Source organism: Lujinxingia sediminis, from assembly GCF_004005565.1.
GTDB lineage: Bacteria > Myxococcota_A > Bradymonadia > Bradymonadales > Bradymonadaceae > Lujinxingia > Lujinxingia sediminis.
The window spans coordinates 178,755-195,664 of the sequence record NZ_SADD01000011.1; the positions used below are offsets into that span (position 1 = coordinate 178,755).

The 16,910-nt window shown below is 63.8% G+C and carries 12 protein-coding genes; 5 read left to right on the top strand and 7 right to left on the bottom strand.

Features of this window, described 5'->3' with window-relative positions; translation table 11 throughout:
- The first annotated feature begins 313 nt into the window (after positions 1-313).
- Positions 314-1,621 (top strand): hypothetical protein, encoded by a 1,308-nt coding sequence (locus EA187_RS15860; RefSeq protein ID WP_127780894.1) that lies wholly within the window; start codon positions 314-316, stop codon positions 1,619-1,621.
- A 6-nt stretch (positions 1,622-1,627) separates the two neighbouring features.
- On the opposite strand, the gene EA187_RS15865 is transcribed toward EA187_RS15860, so the two are convergent.
- The 3 genes from EA187_RS15865 to EA187_RS15875 all read right to left on the bottom strand — a co-directional run bounded on the left by EA187_RS15865 (position 1,628) and on the right by EA187_RS15875 (position 4,960).
- Positions 1,628-2,845: a molybdopterin molybdotransferase MoeA gene (locus EA187_RS15865; protein WP_127780895.1), complete on the bottom strand. Its 1,218-nt coding sequence runs from the start codon at positions 2,843-2,845 to the stop codon at positions 1,628-1,630.
- A gap of 85 nt (positions 2,846-2,930) precedes the next feature.
- Positions 2,931-3,221 carry a hypothetical protein gene (locus tag EA187_RS15870; RefSeq protein ID WP_127780896.1) on the bottom strand — a complete coding sequence of 97 codons (291 nt, stop codon included), beginning with the start codon at positions 3,219-3,221 and terminating at the stop codon, positions 2,931-2,933.
- 5 nt (positions 3,222-3,226) lie between these two features.
- Complete coding sequence (locus EA187_RS15875) at positions 3,227-4,960, bottom strand: Ig-like domain-containing domain (protein WP_164856329.1); 1,734 nt, start codon at positions 4,958-4,960, stop codon at positions 3,227-3,229.
- Positions 4,961-5,217: 257 nt separating this feature from the next.
- On the opposite strand from EA187_RS15875, the gene EA187_RS15880 reads away from it, so the two are divergent.
- On the top strand, positions 5,218-6,477 hold the full coding sequence (locus tag EA187_RS15880; RefSeq protein ID WP_115603741.1) for an ABC transporter permease: 1,260 nt from the start codon (positions 5,218-5,220) through the stop codon (positions 6,475-6,477).
- Positions 6,478-6,586: 109 nt separating this feature from the next.
- Here EA187_RS15880 and EA187_RS15885 read toward each other — a convergent pair whose 3' ends face one another.
- Positions 6,587-9,814, bottom strand: coding sequence for a serine/threonine-protein kinase (locus tag EA187_RS15885; protein WP_127780898.1), 3,228 nt, complete (start codon positions 9,812-9,814; stop codon positions 6,587-6,589).
- Between the two features lie 280 nt (positions 9,815-10,094).
- Here EA187_RS15885 and EA187_RS15890 point away from each other — a divergent pair, with 280 nt between their 5' ends.
- The 3 genes from EA187_RS15890 (at position 10,095) to EA187_RS15900 (ending at position 14,393) form a co-directional block, all read left to right on the top strand.
- A complete protein-coding gene (locus EA187_RS15890) occupies positions 10,095-10,745 on the top strand; it encodes a hypothetical protein (protein WP_127780899.1) in 651 nt (216 codons plus the stop codon).
- Positions 10,746-10,833: 88 nt separating this feature from the next.
- Entirely contained in the window at positions 10,834-11,595 is a 762-nt protein-coding gene (locus EA187_RS15895; protein WP_127780900.1) for a class I SAM-dependent methyltransferase, read from the top strand.
- 53 nt (positions 11,596-11,648) lie between these two features.
- Complete coding sequence (locus tag EA187_RS15900) at positions 11,649-14,393, top strand: AAA family ATPase (RefSeq protein ID WP_127780901.1); 2,745 nt, start codon at positions 11,649-11,651, stop codon at positions 14,391-14,393.
- 70 nt (positions 14,394-14,463) lie between these two features.
- Here the strand turns inward: EA187_RS15900 and EA187_RS15905 are convergent, their stop codons facing one another.
- From EA187_RS15905 to EA187_RS15915, 3 genes are all read right to left on the bottom strand, one after another.
- Positions 14,464-14,712 (bottom strand): hypothetical protein, encoded by a 249-nt coding sequence (locus EA187_RS15905; protein ID WP_115603746.1) that lies wholly within the window; start codon positions 14,710-14,712, stop codon positions 14,464-14,466.
- A gap of 107 nt (positions 14,713-14,819) precedes the next feature.
- The gene (locus EA187_RS15910; protein ID WP_115603747.1) at positions 14,820-15,719 is read right to left on the bottom strand and encodes a hypothetical protein; all 900 of its coding nucleotides are present in this window, start codon (positions 15,717-15,719) and stop codon (positions 14,820-14,822) included.
- A 120-nt stretch (positions 15,720-15,839) separates the two neighbouring features.
- On the bottom strand, positions 15,840-16,328 hold the full coding sequence (locus EA187_RS15915) for a septal ring lytic transglycosylase RlpA family protein (RefSeq protein ID WP_115603748.1): 489 nt from the start codon (positions 16,326-16,328) through the stop codon (positions 15,840-15,842).
- Positions 16,329-16,910 lie beyond the last annotated feature (582 nt).

Below are 16,910 nucleotides of genomic sequence, written 5' to 3' on the forward strand. Positions count from 1 at the left end.
CTATTCTCCGTACACTGCGTAGGTTCTGTGTTTGCGCCATAGAAATGGGGCGCTTTCGTCATCGAAATGCAAAGCTAATGCTCGCGAGGTGGGCAGAAGACGGCCCTGCCCGGGCATTATTCATCGACCGGGTGAACCTGCCACAAAGCGTCCATGTTTGTCATGGCGAGCGGGGCTGGTCGATGCGTGGAGAGCGTTGAATGCCTCGCCCATTGTGACGTCACAGCTCGCAAGGACGTTGAAGTCGGCGGCGGCGATGATGCCGACGCCAGAGAAAGCCGGGCCCCAGGGTGGGCCGCGATGAGATGAATGGATGGAGAGGATTGTGATGGTGAAAGTCTTCAGGGCCGGGAGATGGATCGGGTATGCGGCGATGGTGGGTGTGTTGGGGTGCGCGTCGCAGCCGGTAGCTCCCCGTGGACAGAGGGCGCAAGAGGTGCAGGCACCGGCTGATCCGCAGGCGTGCAGCGGAAATCTCGTGCCACCGACGGGCTACCATCAGGAGACGGCCTTTGTGCCGCTGAGTGTGAGCAACGCGCGACAGCAGGCGGCCGAAGATGCGCGGATGCGACTGCGGGACCGTTTGTGTCAGGGGTATCGCTGCGAGCAGATTGCCGAGCATGTCACGGTGTGGCGTACGACGCACGACGGGCGCCAGGCCTGCGTGATGGCGGTGGCCTCGCGCGAGAAGGTCGCCGCGGTGTACGCTGAGCCGACCCGCGAGCTAGAAGCGGGGCTGGCTCGTATGGCGAGCACGATCGAAGGAGCGCTCGGGGAGATCGAGGGAGACGAGGGTGGGGAGGCGAACTCGGTAGCGCTGGATACGATCAACGACTCGGGGGTCAACGGTGGGCCGCGTGCGGAATGGCTGCACGATCAGATCTTGGCCGCGTTGAGCTACAGCGGAGTGTCCACGCGCAAGTTGCCCGGGAGGTGGTCAGGGCTGGGGCTTCCTCCGTCGACCGGGGCAGTGGTGCGCGGCACAATTCGGCAGATTCCGGGCCAGGAGGCGATGCTCGAAGCCAGCTTCCGCCTGGAGCGAGGCGATGAGATTCGGGGGATCGGGTCGGTGCGCTTTCCTCAGGCGATCGCGCCGATGATCGATCCACAGACGCACATGCCGCCGCTTCCCGAAGGCAACGGAAAGGTCGCCCTGCATATGGATGCGCGCCCCGGCGGCGCGCTCTGCGAAGGGCAGCAGACCGAGCTCTGGCTGGAGACGGCCGAGCCCTTGCACGTGCGTGTGATCAACCTTTATGGCAACGGCGAAGGTGGGCTGATGGTGTACTCCTCGGGCGAGGAGAGGTTGCCGCCGCATCACCCGGTGAGCCTGGGTGAGTTTAAAGCGGTGCGCGCCAGTGAGGTGCCGGTTGAGCGCTTCCTGGTGGTGGCCGCGCCCACCATGGAGGCGCTGGGGCGCTTCGCCTCGCTGGAGACGACCTGCCGGCTTCCGGCGACGATGGCCAGCGCGCTTAACGGTGGGCAGCAGGTGCCACGGGCTTCGATGCCCTGGGCCATGGGCATGGACTACCGTCTGATGTCCGGTGAGGCCTGTGAAGATGTGGCTGCACCGCCGGCCCAGGATCTCTCGATGCTCGAAGGGCTTCCGAGCTGTTGGTGAGTCTGTTTAGCCTCCCGGAAGCAGAAGCACCGGGAGGCTTGCGCCGGCATTGAGTTCACCCATGCCTTCTTCGACGATCCCTAAGGCGTTGGCGCCGGCGAAGAGGGCGGGGTTTCCGCTGCTCTGATCGCTTAAGGGAGCGAAACGAATCGCCCCGCGCTGCGCGTACCATTGTCCCGCAAGATAAGCCCTGCGCCCGCCCGCACCCTTTGCCGGCGAGTCGAGCACCGCGTTCACGCGCGGGAGGCTGGCCTGGTCGCGGGGCACCCCCTGGGCGCAGGCCAGGAGCGGTCGCACAAAGAGCTGGAAGCCGACAAAACTCGACGCCGGGTTGCCCGGCAGTCCCACCAGCGCCACACCCCGCTCGGTTGTGCCAAAGGCCAGAGGTTTGCCCGGCTTCATGCGGATCTTCCAGAAGGTCATGCCGCGACTGACCTCATCGAGCACCCGGCGCACATGGTCATGTTCGCCAACGGAGACGCCCCCGATGCTGATGACGAGGTCGCTTGTGGCGCTGGCCTGGGCGAAGGTCCGCGAGACGGCCTCATAGCTGTCGGAGGTGATGGGAAAGACGCGCGGGGTCGCACCGCAGCTTCGCACCAACGCCTCGATCATGTACGCGTTGGAGTTGATGATCTGGCCAGGACCGGGCTGCGCGCCAACTTCGACGAGCTCATCTCCGGTGGCCACAATCGCCACGGTGGGGCGCCGCATCACCGAGGGGGCGGCGATGTTGAAGCTGGCCAGAAGTCCGATCGCCGCCGCATCCAGCCGCTGACCCGGAAAGAGGGCGGGGCGTCCGGTCGCCAGATACTCGCCGCGGAGGCGAATATGATCGTGATCGGGAGTTTCGTGGATGGTGACCTCGTCCTGGCCGAAGTCGCAGAACTCGCGGGGAATGACCTGGTCGGCGCCCTCGGGAATGCGTGCGCCGGTTGAGATGCGCATCGCCTCGCCATCGCGCAGCTCACGGTGGGCCGGATGTCCTGCGGCTGATTCACCCACGATGGGCAACGTGAGGGGGAGGCTGGCGAGGTCGTCGCGCCGAACCACCACGCCGTCCATCGCCGAGTTGTCGAAGGCGGGTACATCGACCGGAGCGTTGACCACATCGGCCAGGTAGCGTCCGGCAGCCTCGGGCAGGCTGACCCGCTCGATGCCGGGGTTGGGCGTGGCGTTGAGGATGTGTTCGAGGGCATCTTCGACGGAGATAAACTGGCTCATAGGTGTTCTTTTATGCAGGGGGTACGAAAAAGCGGGCCGCCTGAGGTGGCGGCCCGCTTGAACTCACATGGCGCAAGAGATGAGCTCAACGCGCCTCGTCGTCCGACTCCTCAGAGGTGTCGTCGCCGGCAGCGTCGGCCCCGGAGAGCTGACCGACCTCTGGAGGTAACTTCGCCCAGTCCGGGTTGCCGCAGGGGTTGCCCTCAAGCTCCTCGGCGGAGGGCTTCTCCATGGTCGAGCCGGTCTGAAGCACCCGGCGTTCCCCGCTGCGGGCGTTGCTGGCCTCGGGGGTGGAGCGGCAGCCCGAGCTGAGCAGCGCCAGAGTCAGCACGCTCAGCGTCAGAAGGCGAAGAGTCACGGTGAGTCGCGTCATCATCAGTCTCACTCCGCGGCGCATGCCGGGTCGTCACGGCGGTCCACGTCAAAGAAGCGGTTGTAGCAATACTCGCGGCTGAAGGACTCGCCGAAGTCAAAGCGGGTGCTCAGCGCGATGGCCGGGTCCAGGAACCAGGCACCACCGGTGTTGGTGCTAAACTTAAACCAGGCAAAGGGCGTCTTGCCGTTGCTGCTGGCGTTCTCGCTGCACAATGAGGTCGGCAGGTAGAGGGGGTTGTTGGGGGTGCTGCCCACCAGGCGGTCGTAATCGGGGACGTCTTCGGGGTTGTAGGAGAAGCCCACACCGTCGAAGAGCCCACAGCTGAAGTCGGCACGGCGCGACCAGATGGCGTCGACAAAGGGCACGAGCGCGTAGGTGATTTCCTTGAGGCCGGTCTCAGGGTTTTCGGTGGCGTCGTCGTAGGTCTGGCCCTGGTCGCCCGGGCGCAGAATGAAGCCGGCGTCGTCGCCGCTGCTGTTGAAAGACGCATCGTTGTAGGGGCACTCGGTGTTGGTGATGCCGTCGGGGCGCTTCACCCAGTTGCAGCCAGCGTGAACGCCGCTGGGCACAAAGAGCGGGTAGCGTGCGCCGTCTTCGAGGGCGCTGGCCGGGAAGCCCTCATAGTCATTGGAGCCGCGGCCGGATACAGGCGAGCTGTCGGGCTTGTACGTCAGGTACGACTCGCTGGACTGAGAGCCCTCCACGCGGGTGCCCTCGACGAGCTCCACTTCACCGCTGGTGCGGTTTACGGCCACCACGATGTCGGTGAAGTCGTGCTCGGCGTAGAGGAAGTCGCCGGCGTTAAGCGTGCGGCGAGAGGGGTAGTAGAGGGTGTAGTGGATGAAATGGTGCGATTCGGTTTCGGTCACCGAGTAGTACACCGCCGCGGAGGTGCGGGTGGAGGAACGACGCGCGTTGGCCAGGTTGTTGGATGCGTCAAAGTCGCCGTCAAAATTGAGCGTCGTGGGGATGTCGATGTTGATCTCGCTCCCTTCGACCAGGCGGGTGTCCTGATAGATGATCGGCGCGTAGGTCGCGGCGATCTCTTGAAGGTCGGCCGGCTCGCTGCTGTCGGTCACGAAGGTCGACTCAAAACGCTGGAAGAGCGGGTTGGCCGGCTGAGCACTGTCCTGAACGCCCGTGGTCACGATGACCGTGTACTGAGTGGCCGGGCGCAGCGGCTGGCGCGGGGTGAGGACGGCGACGCGCTCATCTTCCTGGTACACAATGTCGACCGGGATGGCGCCATGGGTGCTGCCGATACCGTCGGGGTCGGAGATAAAGAAGGACTGGATGTTGAGCGTGCGGAACGCGTCGATCGCTTTGCTGAAAGTCACCCGAATCTCGGTATCCAGGGGCACCTGGCGGGCACCGTCGACCGGGATCACGTGAGTGACACGGGGCTGATTGGTGTCAGGTTCTTCAGTGTCCGGCTCGGTGTTGGTGTCCGGGGTGTTGGCATCCGGGGTGGTATCGGCGTCAGGTTCCCCGGCGTCATCGTTGTCGATGGAGGCGCGCTCGCAGATCGAGGCGACGCAGACAAAACCAGGGTCACAGTCGCCATCACCGCTGCAGGTGGGCTGGCTGACGACAGTGCAGGCACCTTCGCGGCAAACCTGACCCTCTTCGGGACAATCAGCGGTGGTGCCGCAGGCGGGGCGCTCATTGCTTGCACATCCGGCCGAGAAGGCCAACGCGGCAAGAGCCAACAAACAGAAGTGTCGAATCGAGGCGGACATGAGGAACTCCATAAAGAACGTGGTTTGCGCAAATGCGGCGCGAAGTTAACAAAAAGTTTAGCGGGTTTCTATCATAACGCGCACCCCGGCGTGCAAGCGTGCCGTGGGAATGGCGCGGTGCGCCGGGCTGGTTGTCAGCGCCGCCGGGTCGGGGTAGTTGTGGCCGGGTGTGGTGCGCGTGCTTCAGCCGCACGTGAGAACGTTCCATCGCGTCGCGCTGATCGCCATGATGGACCAACGTCTTTTGATAGGCCCCCATGTCTTACGAACGCTTTATCGCCTGGCGCCACCTGCGCTCAAAGCGAACCTCTTTTTTATCGACGATCACGATCATCGCGATCCTCGGCGTCTTTTTAGGCGTGACCGCTCTGACCAGCGTGGTGGCTGTCACCGGTGGGTTTGAGGAGGCGTTTCGGGAGCGCGTGCTCGGCGTCAACAGTCACCTGCTGGTGATCAAGTACGGCGTGGACTTTCGTGACTACCGCGAGATTCAGGACGACATCGAAGCGATGGAGGGCGTCACCGCCACCAGTCCTTTTGTGTTGCACGAGATGATCGCCACTCATGGAAACGTCAGCGCAGGCATCCTGATCAAAGGCATTGAGCCGGCGACGGCCGAGTCGGTCAGCGACATCCCCAAATACACCCTGGATGAGGGAGCGGTCGCCGACCTTGAGTTTGAGCGTTTTCCGCCTGACGGTCAGGTCAAACAACCGAAAATTCTCCTGGGGGAGTCGCTCGCCGAGCGTCTCGGTGCCGAGAAGGGGGATCTCGTTCAGGTGACCAGTCCGTTGGAGAGTTTGGATCCGGGACGGTGGAGCTCCAAAGGCAGTTCGCCGTCGAGCCGTCAGTTTGAGGTCGCCGGGATCTATCGCAGCGGGTTTCATCAGTATGACGATCGCATGGTGATGGTCGATTATCAGGCCCTGCAGGATTTCTTTAACCAGGGCGATACCGTCACCGGTGTGGACGTGCGTGTTGAGGATGTCTTCGCCGTCGGGGCACTGGCCGACCAGCTTCGGCGGGACCTTCCGGAGGGGCGTTTTCGGGTTATGGACTGGCGGCAGCTCAACCATAACCTCTTTACAAGCCTGGGGTTGCAGCGTCTGGTGCTGGCGGTGCTCTTCTGCTTCATCGTGTTGGTCGCGAGTTTCAATATCGTCTGCATTCTCATCATGATCGTGCTGGAGAAGAATAAAGATATCGCCATCCTCAAGTCGATGGGGGCAACGAACTGGGGGGTGATGAAGACCTTTATCTTCCAGGGGGCCGTGGTGGGTTTTGTGGGCACGGTCACCGGACTTGTCGGCGGGCTGGCGGTTTGCCTGGGCATTAAACACACCAGCTTCGGGCTCGATCCTTCCATTTATATGATCGATCATCTGCCGGTGCGCATTGTGGCCTGGGAGTTTCTGGCGGTGGGGCTGGTGGCGATGGTCATCAGCCTTCTCGCGACGATCGGGCCGTCGTGGTGGGCATCAAGGCTCAACCCGGTTGATGGGTTGCGCTACGACTGAAGGCGCACGCTCAGCCGTGTCGCCAGGTCACGTGGACGCATAAGGCCGACGCCCGGGAAGGGCGTCGGCCTTATGTGTTTGAAGGTTGGATGGACACCTTGAGTGGCGTTCAGGCCGCGCGGCCAACGCGCATCGCGCGGGAGAGCTGGCGGGCGTGTTCCTGATGGTGGTTGGCCTCCTCGGAGCGGCCCAGCGCGCGCAGCGCGCGGGCCAGGAAGTCGTGTCCGCGGAAGACGTCCTTGGGAACGCCGCGCTCGGTGGCGCGCCGCAGGCTCTGGCGAAGGTGCTTCAGCGCCTGGTCGGCCTCTTTGTTGAGGTGGCAGGCGGCCAGCGCGCGAAGGTCGCGGGCGCGTTGTTCGCTGTAGCGATCGTCGTGGCGGGCAGCCTGGGCGGTGGCCTCGTCGGCCCAGTGGATCGCTGTGGCGAAGTTGCCGCCGTGAAGTTCGACCGACGTGCGCATGCGCCGTACCTCGATGGCCAGGGCGTTGAGGCCGTGTGAGGTTGCAAGGGCCAGCGCCTCATCAAGCCCCTGGCGGGCGCGCTCGACCTGGCCCTGGAAGCCTGCAAGGCGTCCGCGGGCGATGAGGGCGCGGCACTGAATCGAGGGGAGAGTGTGGGCGCGCGCAAGCTCATCGAGTGCGTTAAGCGGGCGCAATGCGCGTCTGCCCATGCCTCGCTCGCCCCACATCTGCGCGCTGCGCTGGAGAAGGGCGGCGCGGGGGCGAGGTTGCATACGGCTTGCGCCCCATCGGCCGGTCAGGTTGACCGCGCTGTCAATGTGGTTGAGCGCAGCGCTCGGATCGCCGAAGCGTTCGTACCAGCCGGCCAGAGCGAGCGAGGCGCGCGCCAGGAGCTCGGGATGCTCCATGGCGGTGGCGCTACGCCAGGCGCGGTTAAAGTGGGCGCGCGCCTCGTCGAGATCGTCCTGTTGCATGGCCAACTGGCCCAGGAGGAGCTGGCTGTGGACAAAGCCGCTCTCGTAGCGGGTGGCCTCGGTCAGTGCGCTGAGCGGATTGAGCACCTCGCGACACTCTTCGATCAGAGCCATCTCCAGCGCGATTTCGGCCGCTTGAAGCAACAGGTCCACGCGCTGCTGCGGCACGCCCAGAGCGTGTGCGCCGAGCAGGCTTGCCAGATGCCTGTAGTAATCAAGGGCGGTGCGTTGCCAGGCATGGGCCTGGAGCCAGTCTCCAAAGCGTTTGGCCAGGTCGAGCAGGGCGCGGCGGTCATGGGCGTAGGCATAGAGCCGAATCAGAGTGGGCGTCAGGCCCCCGCGCTCACCGGGGGCGATGCGCAACGAGAGGTAGCGCGCCAGGGTTGCTGCGTAGCGGCTGACGTCCCGGTCGCCTCGCTCGGCCAGACGCCAGGTCAACCAGTTGGGCACGGCAAGATGCACGAAGCCTGAGTGCGGCTGGCGAAGCGCTCCCAGCTCCGAGAGCGAGTCGGCCGCACGGGCCACCGCCTCGGCCGAGAGACCGGTGAGCGGGCCGAGATCTTCGGCGGGCAGAGGCCGTTCAGCCAGCGCCAGCACCGTCATGACGGCATCGGCCTCCTGATTTGCCCGGCTGACCTCCTCCGGGGAGAGCGGGCCGATGCCGCGTACGCGTACCGCTTCGAGATCTTCGGGATGCCCCGCGTCAAAATGGCTGCGCATCGCGTCATCGGAGGAGGTGCCCATGATCAGGAGCAGGGGCCACTCTCCGATGGAAGCGACCACATCGCGCACCACATCGAGTGAAGCATGGTCCAGAGCTTCGACCTGATCGATGAGCCAGACAAAGGTGCCCTCGTCGGCCTGCAGCTTCACAAACGAGCGGAGAACCTCGACCAGGTGGCCGCGGCGCATCTCCCAGCCGAAATCTAGCCCGTGGCTCAGCTGCCAGAGGCGCTTGAGGGTGGCCAGAGCCGGGGCCGAGACGCCGACACCGGCCAGCAATCTCAGCGCCTCGCGGCGACGGTCTACCCCCTGGGGGGAGGGAGGTCCGGCGAGCGCGTTGAGCATCATCTCGCTGATAGCGCCGAAGGGGCGAAGGCGATCATCGGCACCCACCACCATCAGGGCCGCCCGACTCCCACTGCGTTTTGAGGTCGCCACGCGCAGGCGATCCAGAAGGTGCTGACTGCCTCGTCCCACGCCACCCGAGAGCAGGGCGGCTTTGCCGCGGCCGCCCTGCGCGGAGCGAAAGAGCGTCTCCAGGGCCCCGGGAAGTCGGGGGCCGCTCGGCTCCTCGCGCGCGCCAAGTCGGCTTGAGGGAAGGGCTCCGATCGGGCGGGGGGCCGGATCGCTGCCTTCGTGAAACGCTCCCCCGCGCGCAAAGGCCGACTCCAACTCGTGCACGCTGATCTCTTCAAGCCCCACCTCTTCGATGACCTCGGTCTGCTTGTCCTGAGGTTCCCGGCGGCGGAGCTCCTGCATGGTCAGCGAGAGGAGGCGGTTGTCGGCCTGAAGGTTGTTGCCGAAAAGATACCCGATGAGCTCCTCGTAGAGCTGGCCGGCGCTGGCGGCACGTCCGGCCGGGTCGGGCACGAGCATCGACTCGATGAGCTGCTGGAGCTGGCGGGGAATTTCCACACGCTCCGCAATCGGTGCCACCTCCCCGTGGGCCGCCCGACGCTGAACCTCGCCGATATCCGGGTGCTCGTAGGGATGGGTGCCGGTGAGCATCTCGTAGAGGATGATCCCCAGGCTGAAGATGTCGCTCTGGCGGGTGTAAGCCTCTTTGCGCACGGCTTCGGGGGCCGTGTAGAGCACGCGTTGACGCACGTCGTTATCGTCGAGCGCCTCCACCAGATCGAGGGCATGGGAGAGGCCGAAATCGGTGATTTTCACCTCTCCGTCGTAGGAGAGCATCACGTTCTCAGGGCGCAGCGAGCGATGGAGAATGTTGAGGTTGTTGAAGTTGAAGTCTTTGCGGCGGTGGGCGTAGTCGAGGCCCTTGGCGACTTCGCTGGCGATGAAGACCGCCATCTCCGGGCTCCATCGCTGCCCGGTCGTGCGCGCCAGGTTGAGCGCGCGAGCCAGGTCCATGCCGTTGATGTACTCCATGGCGACGTAGAACTGCTGGCGGCTCTCTTCGTGACCCAGGTCCAGAACCTGAGCGATGTTGGCGTGGCTCAACGCCACGGCGCGTTTGGCTTCGTCGATGATCACATCGACGAAGTTGGGTACCGCGGCCAGACCCGGGTGAATGACCTTAACGCAGAGGATCTTCTCAAAGCCTTCAACCCCGTGGCTCTTAGCCTTATAGACGTCGCCCATGCGCCCGTGAGCCAGGCGAGCAACGAGCTGGTATTTGGCAAATGACTCCGGTTGAGCCAGACGCTGGGTACGTCCCATGAGGACCTCGAAAAGGGAGGATGTGGCCAGACGGCATCAGTCGGCCGCGACGATAGCGCACCCCGACCGGGTTGTCATGATCAAGCGAGGCCGGTGGAGGTCACGGGCCGGGGCCGGGGCTGCCGGGTGCAAGACTGTGTTGAGATGGTGCGTACCTTTGTGAAGACGCCGCGCGGAGGCGCTGAAGAAGCGCCTGGCTCCCGAACGTGGAGCTCCGGGCATGGGTCAGGATGCGACTCCGAGACCTGTACCGCTAACGCAAGAGCAAGGGGGGGGACCTATGGTGAGGGCACGTGTCGTGGGCTTTGCGCTGATTGCGCTCTTTATGAGCACGGCGTGTCAGAGCGGCCCGTCTGCGGTGGGAGGCACCGGTGGCGGGCCCATCGAGGGCAGCACCTCACAGGTGATCGATGAGGAGTTCGGCCCGCTGAGCCAGGAGCAGATCGAGGGGTTTCATCGTGAGATCCTCAGTCAGTACACCCAACTCGATCTTCAATATGAACGCTACGATGCGGCGCTGATTCAGGCGCAGCAAGATGCCCTGGTGGCCATGCCCGCCGAGCTGGCCGAGGAGCACGAGCGCATCGCCCGGCGACATCTGGGTATTGCCCGTCATCACGAAGATCGTCTGCTTCTCGAACTCGGCGATGATCAGGCCCGCACCAACGATGGCGAGCTCGCCGAGATCAATCGCGCCCTGGGAAGCTGGCATCAAAATCGAAGCACTGCTGCCCAACTCCCCACCGAGGAGGAGATCGACCAGATGTGGCTGCTGCGCGAGGAATTGATGAGCGCTCGCGAGCGTATGTTAGAGATTCATCTGCCCGATGAAAGCCTCGATGATACCCTCGACGACGTCCCCCCGAAGGCTCCTGGTGAGCCAGCGGATGACCCCTGGCGCGGCGAGCCCGCGCCGCCGGAGCAGTACTGAGAATGGCCTGCCGGTGAGCGTTGCGTTGCGAGGCGTGGAAGACTAAGAAGAGGGCCACTTTTTAACGCCTCGCTGCGCAGGAGACGCCATGGGCCGCAAAGACAACCAGAGCTACTACGACGAATTCGCCGCCTGGTACGAGCGTGAGCGCCACGACGGCTATCACCGCCTTATCGACGATCTGGAGGTCGACCTTGTGAGCCGTTACGGCCGCGGCAAAGACGTGCTCGAGGTCGGATGCGGAACCGGGCTGATTCTGGAGCGCGTGGCTAAGGTTGCGCGCAAGGCCGTTGGTATCGATTTAAGCCCCGGGATGCTCGAACAGGCCCGCGCGCGCGGTCTGGAGGTTGGCGAGGGCTGCGCCACTGAGCTTCCTTTCGACGATGCCACCTTCGATGTCGTTTACAGTTTTAAGGTGCTCGCCCACGTCCAGGACATCCGTAAGGCTGTCGCCGAGGCCGCCCGTGTGGTGCGTCCCGGCGGCGTGCTCCTGCTAGAGTTCTACAACCCGCGCAGCATCCGCTACCTGGCCAAGTCCCTCGGTGGTCCCCAGAAGATCTCGGAGGCCACCCGGGAATCGGCCGTCTACACGCGCTGGGACGACCCCGAGACGGTGACCTCTTACCTGCCGCAGGGCGTTGAACTGATGGAATGGGCCGGGGTGCGCGTGTTCACACCTGCGGCGTTTGTGCATAAACTTCCCGTGGTCGGCTCAGCGCTGCGCAAACTTGAGTTTGTGGCGCGCGATAGCCCCCTGAGCCGCTATGGCGGCTTTCTGGTAGCGGTGGCCCGACGTCAGGAGCTGAGCGCCGACGACATTTCCTTTCGCAACGCCGAGGCGATCGGCTAAGCTCTGGGCGGAAGACTTCGACGCTGGCGACAACCGGCCAGGATCCCCGCCCGATGAAGACCCTCTACAAAGAGCCGCTCTTTAGCGCTGACGGCCAGCTCCGCATGGAGCGTTTTACGCCGGAGTCAGCCGAGATCTTCGCCGCGCTGCTCGCGCATCTCGAGGCGATTGGTCGGCGAATGTTTCTGCCGATCGATCTGCTTCTCGTGCTGATCGACGCCGGAGATGTTGAACTGGCCCGAACCGTGGCTTCCGGGGCAGATGCTGCGTTGAGCTATGCCGATGTGCTCCCACGTCTGCGCGTTCTCGCACGTGAGCTCGACGAAGACGCCGCTGGCCAGGCTCGCATGGAGCGCTCCTGTTTCTCGCGCGGTTTTACGCGGATCCTTGAAGAAGCCTGGGAGCTTGCGCTGGGACGTGGCGGTGCCGCGATCGCGGTGGCTGACCTCTCCCGAGCGCTAACCTGGCGCGCCGAGGCAGTTGAGTCCGCCTCCATTCGATGGGCCATTCGACGGCTTGGCGAGGGCAAGGGCGATGAGCTTTTCGACGATCGCGGCATGCTTCGTTTAAGCCTCTTCGACGATGCGTCTCGCGGGATGTTGGAAGGCGCAATGACGATCGCGACCTCCCACGGAAGCTCCTTTCTCGGCACCCCCCACCTGATCGCCATGCTTGCCTCGGTACGCGACTCGGTACTCTGGCGCTCGGCGATGGCGCGAGGGCTGGAACCGGCGCGTCTGCGTGAGGAGCTGCTACGCCTGATCGGCACCAAGCCCGATGCGTTGCCCGACTTTTTGATCGGCCGCAAGACCTTGACGCCACGCATGATCCGCATGTTGCAGATCGCGCGCAGTGAGGCTGGCGAGAGCGTCAGTGAACATGATCTGGTGGTGGCTTTTCTTGCCGACGGAGGCTCGTCGCTGGAGCTGGTTCAGGCACTGGGGCTCGAGCATGATATCCGCCAGGCGCTGGGCGAGCCGAGAGTGCTGGCCGGTGCCGAGCCGGTGGAAGCTGCGGTGCGCTTTGCCGCGCGACGCCCCTCATCGCCTACCCTCGATATGCTCGGCCGCGACCTCACGCGGGAGGCCGTCGAAGGTAGACTGCCCGAGATTGTGGGGCGTGAGCGGGAGCTTGAGCGCGTCTTTAACGTCTTGATGCGCCGCGAGCAGCGCAACCCCTTGCTCACCGGTGAGGCCGGCGTCGGGAAGACCGCGCTGGCCACCGCACTCGCTCAGGCCATTGCGACCGGGAGGGCGCCGAGTCGGCTGGCCGGCCACCGCGTCATTGAGCTCAACGGTGCAAATCTGATGAGCGGCACGAGCTACCGCGGTGACCTCGAGGCTCGTATTACCACGCTGCTTGAAGAAGCCAGCCGAGACGTGATTCTCTTCATCGATGAAGCGCATGCCGTCTTCTCGCCTCGCTCCGGAAGTAACACACCGGCGGAGGTACCCAACCACTTTAAGAGCGCTCTGGCCAGTGGCACCATTGCGGTGGTCGGGGCCACCACGGAAGAAGAGTACCGCCGCTGGTTCGAGCAAGACCCCGCGCTGAAGCGGCGTTTTGAACGGGTGGAGGTGGCCGAGCCCGATGCCCCGATGGTGCGGCATATTCTCAACGCGCTGGTGCCCCATCTTCAGGACGATTACCGGGTGACCATCGCCGGGGAGGCCGTGGATGCCGCCATCGAATTGTCGACGCGCTACATCCCCGAGCAGCGCCTGCCTGACAAAGCCAAGAAAGTGTTGATGGACGCCGCCATCGCCGGCGCTCGTCAGGGTGAGAAGACCGAGGAAGGAGCCGCTGTCGTGGATCGTCGCGCCGTCGCCGAACAGATCCACGTGAAGACCGGAGTGCCCACCGAACGTCTTCTGCGCGGGGAAGTCTCCTGGTGGGTCGGGCTGGAAGAGCGCCTCGCTGAGGCCATTGTCGGTCAGGAGGCGGCCGTCTCGATGATGGCGCGCGCGCTGGTGGTCAGCCGTCTCAAACACGGAGACAGACGTCGGCCCCTGGCGACGCTGGCCTTCGTCGGACCTGCGGGAGTGGGCAAAGCGACGGCGGCTCGCGCGATGGCCCGTGAGATCTTCGGCGATGAACGCGCGTTTTTGCGCGTTGACCTCAGTGATTTTCAGGAGGCCCACGCTCTCAGCCGTCTTATCGGCTCACCGCCTGGCTATGTCGGCTACGAAGACGCCGATATGCTCGTGACTCCGCTTCGCCGCAGGCCCAGCAGCGTCGTGCTCCTCGATGACTTCGACAAGGCTCACCCACGCATTCAGGACCGGTTATTGCGCATGATGGAAGAGGGCGAGCTGGTCGATACCCGCGGGCACAGCGCCGATGCGACCAACGCCATCTTTGTGCTCAGCTTTTGTGCGCAGGCAACGCCCTCACAGCCCATCGGGTTTGGCGCTCACCAGCCCGGTCGGCTTGATGGCGTGGACGCGGAGCTCGCCACTCGGATTGAAGCGCGCGTGGATGCGCTGGTGGCCTTCCGGGAACTCTCAGGCGACGGGGCCGCAGGTGCTCGCCAGTTGCTCACGCGCCTGCTCGAGCAGTTCTGCAAGCATGCCGAGTGCGAGTATGGGCTTCGGGTGCAACTTGACGCTGCCCTGCATGAGGTTCTGGAGCGTCGGGTCAGCGCGATCGGTAACGCCCGGGCCATTGAGGCGCTGGTCGATGAGGTGGTCTACCGACCGCTGACCGAACTCTTGCTGCGCGGACACAAGCAGGGCGATGTGACGTTGAGCTGGGATGCCAGCCAGGGCAGGGCGACACCCGGCATAAAAAACGCCTGAACAAAAGCGTTCAGGCGATGAATATCCGCAGCGAACGAGAGCGCTGAAACCGACGCTCCTCGAAAGCCGCCTAGCCGGCGCTGGTCGCGGTATCGGGCACGTCGGTCTCTTCCGATCCCAGCGCCTGCAATGAGGTGGATGTGATCTGCCGCTCACGATGCGTGCTACGCCTGCGCACCGCCTCTTCTTCAAGCGCCATCACTTCGGCCAAAAGGTTGGTGTCGCAGCTGTGGCAGCGCGCGTGGATGATGGCACGACCACCGAGGACCAGGCGAACATCGTGCGCACCACATTTAAAACATCGGACGTTGAATACCACAGTGGCCTCCGGTTCTCGCGTCGCTACCTGAAGAAAAGAAGTTGCTCGCCCTAAAGTTAGCCCACGCTTAGCATTTCGAGCAAGCGAGCTGTCGTACTTTCACCGGTTCAGGAGCGCGGCTTCGGCGAGGTGGGCGCAGGGCCCGGGACGCGGAAGACGCCTTCCCAGTTGTTCCACCGCAGCACTTCAGGCTCCCCGGCATCGTCACCCAGCGGCGCCCAGCCGATCGCGCGATGCGATTCGCCGCGCATAAACGTGATCGCGCCAAACACCTGCACCTCGGCATCCGCAGCAGGGCGATGGGCGACGCGGCGTTCAAAGATCCGTCCTACAAAGTTGCCGATCACCTTGTAGATACCCACGTAATAATCCCGGGCACCCTCCTCACCGCGATCCACCGCGTAGGGAATCAGCACCTGGAGGGTGCCATCACGTACGACTCGAAGCGCGCCGGGCTGGTGTTCGCTGATACCCTCCCAGTTCACGTCTTCGGCGACGGTGTGGCTCAGGTCCAGCTGCGCGTGCAGCTGCCCGTTGGTGTAGAATTTTAAGCTCTCGCCCGGGGTGTATACCGCCGCTGCGCCATTCTGGTAGCGCACAAAAGGTCCGACAAAGGCCAGCGCGCTGGCCTCCGGTGTGACGCCATGGGCGGCCGCGAACACCTCGCGCTCCGAGCCCTTCTCAAAGACCGCCTGGGCTTCGGCCACAAAGGGATCGACCGGCTCCAGAGGATCGTGCCCGGGCTCAACACTCTCCTCCTCTTCTTCCTGGACCACATCACGTTGAAGTCGCCGAGTCATCGCGGTGGTGGAAGCGCTCTCTTCGACGAGCTCCTCACCGTCGGCGGGAACATCCTCACTCTGTGCCATCGCCCAGAACTCGTTGGCGTCGAGCTCGGCCTGGGTCAGAGCTTGATCGAGTTCATGCTCGGCGATGATCTGCGCGCGCATCTGCGCGCTGATTTCGGGGGCGTCGCAGACCATCGGCTGAAGTGCCTGCCGGGTCATCGCGCATCCGCTTGTCAGCCAGATCGCCGCAGAGCATGCCAGCACCGCCAGCGGTCGTCGTCGTGGAATTCGGTTCATAGAGCAGAGGGGAAAAAGGGAGGGAGAGAGCGGCCGCAAAACTCAGGGATTGAGTGCAGCGAGGTGGAAATTAGGCGGGCTGTTACGCGTCCAGTAGCGGAGATAGACGTTCTGTAGACCCACCTCGGTCGTACCCAGCGCACGCGCTGTGGCGATCGACATGTCCAGAATGCCCCGCCAGTTCTTATCAGGAGAGCTTGAAACAACAAAGTCCCACTCCCCCTCATCGTTGACGTAGCCGTAGGGGCCACGATCGTTAATCCGGCACCAGACACGTCGACGGTTGGCGCGGTTCTCAATCAGCACCATCGTATCAAAAGGTAGTGAGCGATGGGCGCAGGTATACTGCATCGGATCAAAGGCTTCGCCATTCGCGGTGACGTCGCCATGCCAGGCTCCATCGCCATACCAGGAGGCAAGCCCGGCCTGCTGTACAGGCGGAAGCTCCACGGCGCTCAGCTCGATTGAGTCCCCGCCGACGGCCAGCTGCGAATACATCGCGATAAGTACGACCCAGTTCATAAGAGACATAAGTGGCCTCTCCGTGAAAGTGGTGTGCGCGTACTATCCAAACAATTCGTTACGCGCCCGGCGATGGCTCTAATCGAAATGCCATGCCTAAGCAAGCGTGGAACTCTAAGCGCCATTCGCACGCTCTCAACCCTCTGAACTCGCCGTCAGGAATCTAACGGCACATGCCTGGCGGCTGGCTCCGACAACGATCGCTGCAGCATTGCCCCGGTGTCGTGCGCGCCGGGGGAGCCACGCTTAAACGCTGCCAGAGCGCCAGAATTCAGCGCTTTGTAGCCCTCGCCCGGGATTTCGCCTTGACATCACGCCCCCCATTTTGTGTTTTAGTCCACTACCTTAACGGCGCCGATCTGGGAGGTCGGCACGGTTATTGAATAAGAATCTGTCAGTGTTAGCAGGTGAACGCTTGATAACAGAAACTGACAGTTTGGTTCGGTGTCTCACCGAGATCTGACCATCCGTGTTCGCTTAAGCCTCAAACCCGCATAAACACTCATTCTCTAACACCTCACAAATCCCAAAGAATGTCGCTCGAACGCCCCCGTATCAGGTTTGGATCGATGGCCTCGTAAAGAAGCATCG

Bases quoted from the DNA above. Each gene is read 5' to 3' on its own strand.
- EA187_RS15860 (WP_127780894.1), top strand. From the start codon at position 314: ATGGAGAGGATTGTGATGGTGAAAGTCTTCAGGGCCGGGAGATGGATC.
- EA187_RS15900 (WP_127780901.1), top strand. From the start codon at position 11,649: ATGAAGACCCTCTACAAAGAGCCGCTCTTTAGCGCTGACGGCCAGCTC.
- EA187_RS15885 (WP_127780898.1), bottom strand. From the start codon at position 9,814: ATGGGACGTACCCAGCGTCTGGCTCAACCGGAGTCATTTGCCAAATAC.
- EA187_RS15890 (WP_127780899.1), top strand. From the start codon at position 10,095: ATGGTGAGGGCACGTGTCGTGGGCTTTGCGCTGATTGCGCTCTTTATG.
- EA187_RS15915 (WP_115603748.1), bottom strand. From the start codon at position 16,328: ATGTCTCTTATGAACTGGGTCGTACTTATCGCGATGTATTCGCAGCTG.
- EA187_RS15865 (WP_127780895.1), bottom strand. From the start codon at position 2,845: ATGAGCCAGTTTATCTCCGTCGAAGATGCCCTCGAACACATCCTCAAC.
- EA187_RS15870 (WP_127780896.1), bottom strand. From the start codon at position 3,221: ATGATGACGCGACTCACCGTGACTCTTCGCCTTCTGACGCTGAGCGTG.
- EA187_RS15910 (WP_115603747.1), bottom strand. From the start codon at position 15,719: ATGACCCGGCAGGCACTTCAGCCGATGGTCTGCGACGCCCCCGAAATC.
- EA187_RS15895 (WP_127780900.1), top strand. From the start codon at position 10,834: ATGGGCCGCAAAGACAACCAGAGCTACTACGACGAATTCGCCGCCTGG.
- EA187_RS15875 (WP_164856329.1), bottom strand. From the start codon at position 4,960: ATGTCCGCCTCGATTCGACACTTCTGTTTGTTGGCTCTTGCCGCGTTG.
- EA187_RS15880 (WP_115603741.1), top strand. From the start codon at position 5,218: ATGTCTTACGAACGCTTTATCGCCTGGCGCCACCTGCGCTCAAAGCGA.